Origin of the sequence: Methanobacterium sp. (genome assembly GCA_012838205.1) — an archaeon.
Classification (GTDB): Archaea; Methanobacteriota; Methanobacteria; order Methanobacteriales; family Methanobacteriaceae; genus Methanobacterium.
In genome coordinates this window covers 1-2,837 of record DUPR01000030.1, presented here as the reverse complement: position 1 = coordinate 2,837, position 2,837 = coordinate 1, and the positions used below count along the sequence as shown (strand labels likewise).

Genomic DNA, 2,837 nt, shown 5'->3' with positions numbered 1-2,837 from the left:
TGAATCAAGAGATTTAGATGAAGAAACAAAGAAAAAATTCAAATACGGTGATCTTTACAAAATGCATACATATAAAGATGCTATTTTAAAGACTGAGGGGGCTTATGTTTTATATCCTGGAGATGATCGAAAAATCTTCGAAGTTAATGAAAATGAACCAATACCATCAGTAGGTGCATTTCCACTTACTCCTGGGAAAAACGGTTTAGAAGAAGAAGAGTTAACATTATTCTTAAAAGCAGTTATTAAGAACATAATAAACCGATACTAATCTTATGAGTAACATCCTGATTATGTCTATGTTTACAGATTCTTAATTATTAGATTATTTATTATGTGATTTTAGTAATCTGAATTGATCTATTTTCAATTTTTTTTTTTGCGGTCCTGAAATTTCTTTTTTTCTACTAGAATTTTGGTATAAAATAGTGATTATTACAAAATCAATAAAAAGGATTATATATTATTAACATACTAATAGGTATTATACAATATTTGTAAAAAAATGTTGTATAAAAAAAACAAAAGGAGAATTGAAAAAATGGAAAGAATATGCGTGACATTGCCACCAGAGCTAGTAAACGAATTAGATGCAATTTTGAAAGAAAACGGATATCATTCGAGAACTACTGGAATTCAAGAAGCTATTGAAGACTACATATATAAATTAAAAAGCTAATCATCTTTTTTTAATGATTCTTTCGCGATAAAAATCCGATAAATATTCTCAAAAAGAGAGCATATCACTTTTTCTGGATTTAATCCATTTACTTCTTTTTTTTATCCCTAATTAGTTTATATTCCAATATTTAATTAACACAAATTAGTACTATTCAACATACGCTTTTATATTAGTAGAATCATATTATGTTGTATGAAACTATTACAAATACGATCGGATATTAGCAGTGGGCAGAATTTGATGTTCTATGATAAAAATGTGTATGAATGTTATAGGAGGTTGAGAAATGATTTCATCTGTGTCTTTTATCATGATCCTTTACCTATAAAGTTGCGATTAGTAGATGCAACCAAGGTCATAACTGGTCAAACTAAGACTTTTTTAAACCGACTCGCGGTTCCTGAACTTACCCAATTACTGGTAGAAAAGTTACAATCAAAAACACTGATCATACTTTTCAATAATTTTGAAAGATTAACTGATAGGTCCATACAAGTCTACAAGCAACTCAACAGTCAGCCTAACATTCATTTTATTTGCAGTTTTTACTTTGATCGAACCTTTAATCCGGAAGTTTTTTCTTTTTTCAAAACCTTCAAACTGGTTAATAAGGATGATTACGAACTGAAAAATAGAAATGAAATCGACATTTCCTACGTGGTTTATGCTGGAATAAGCATCTATTGCTTTTTAATCTACTTAAAAACCGGATTTTCTTTAGCATCAGCAACTCTGGTTATTGGTGCAGCATGGTTTGCCTTAATAATCTTCCGAACTTTAATCTATGCCGGGGGTAGATTATGAGATTTTACACACACATTGCCGGTGCACTCTTATTATACGTAACATTTGCCTATTTAACCGATTATAGCAACCTGTTTTTTGGAATTTTTTTTGCCTGCTGGTTTTCAGTCTTTCCGGATTTAATGGACAAATTAACTGGAAAACATAGGGGTTATGGTCATTCAATTTTCTGGCTGGTTCCCTTCACATTGGTGGGATTTTTGAATTTAGGAATAGCATCTGCTATGATAATTGGATTCATATCCCATATCTTCCTGGATGTCTTAACCACCCATGGGTGTCCCTTACTATATCCACTTCGAACTAAGGATTTTGTCTGTTTTAATAAAAAACGCAGAATTAAAACAGGCACGAACCAAGAAAAATCAGCCTTAACCTTCATATTATTTCTAGTAATTCCCTTCCTAATCCTGGCCTTATTTACTGATATTGGTTATTGGAACAATCCCCCTGAACAAAGTCTAGCATTTGCATCCCCATCTAACGCAATTAGTGATCCTCTCAATAGTAATGCTGTTAAAAATAATTTCAATCTCAACTTTGAGGTAGATGATGATACTAATAAAAATATCACCGTTAAAAAGGTAGATGAGAATACAACCACCATATCCATCACTGATGTTTGACAATATCAAGATTAAATATGCCAATATTAAGACAAGTAGTACTGTTAATAAGTATTCAACTTTTAGCACTGCCAAAAAATTCTTTAAAATTATAGTGTACGGGATTATTTAATATCGGGGACGGGAGGGGTCTGTTTTAGGTGAAGTTTTCCAAGTCGTAAATTTCTTTGATTTCGTTTTTGGTCAGAGAATATTAATATTCTACCGAAACTTTGAAAGAATACATTACTAATGTTTCGTCTTGGATGATGAACTAGCCTTTACCCTCCCTATTATACAAACGAAAATGTGGTTATGGGAATATGAATCACATCACCTTCACGGGTAATCTTTTGAGTTGCATTGGACACCATAATACCGTACTGGGAATTATATTTATTAATTGCCTTTTTTATTTGCCTTTTATCTTTATTTCCAATTCCCACTTCAACGGGTATGATTTTGCCTGTGATATCACTTAATAAAAAATCAACACCCTCCTTTTCAGGGGCATAAAATATTCCATGCGGTTTGTTCATAGTTTTTTTGAGTCTGAAAAAGTAGGAAGCCACCATGTTTTCTGCGAGTTCACCTAAAAATTCCCTCTTTTTAGAGTTATATTTACCCAATTCAAAGTTTATACTGGTTTTTATTGATGGAGATAAAAAATAGTACTTCCAAGCCTTTCTTACCTGTGTTCTCCCACTTCCAGAAAATGGTTTAATATGAAATATCAAATGAGTTTT

Annotated in this window: 5 protein-coding genes; 4 read left to right on the top strand and 1 reads right to left on the bottom strand. The window is 31.7% G+C overall.

Going from position 1 to position 2,837, the window contains the following annotated elements; all coding sequences use genetic code 11:
* The 4 genes from GXZ72_04640 to GXZ72_04625 form a co-directional block, all read left to right on the top strand.
* Positions 1-271 (top strand): hypothetical protein (locus tag GXZ72_04640; protein ID HHT18826.1); only part of this gene is annotated, 271 nt, incomplete at its 5' end.
* Between the two features lie 270 nt (positions 272-541).
* Complete coding sequence (locus tag GXZ72_04635; GenBank protein ID HHT18825.1) at positions 542-679, top strand: hypothetical protein; 138 nt, start codon at positions 542-544, stop codon at positions 677-679.
* Between the two features lie 195 nt (positions 680-874).
* A complete protein-coding gene (locus tag GXZ72_04630; protein HHT18824.1) occupies positions 875-1,486 on the top strand; it encodes a hypothetical protein in 612 nt (203 codons plus the stop codon).
* On the top strand, positions 1,483-2,112 hold the full coding sequence (locus tag GXZ72_04625) for a metal-dependent hydrolase (GenBank protein ID HHT18823.1): 630 nt from the start codon (positions 1,483-1,485) through the stop codon (positions 2,110-2,112). Before GXZ72_04630 ends, GXZ72_04625 begins: the two co-directional genes overlap by 4 nt.
* Positions 2,113-2,384: 272 nt before the next feature.
* On the opposite strand, the gene GXZ72_04620 is transcribed toward GXZ72_04625, so the two are convergent.
* A partial coding sequence (locus GXZ72_04620; protein ID HHT18822.1) for a DUF4143 domain-containing protein occupies positions 2,385-2,837 on the bottom strand: 453 nt, incomplete at its 5' end.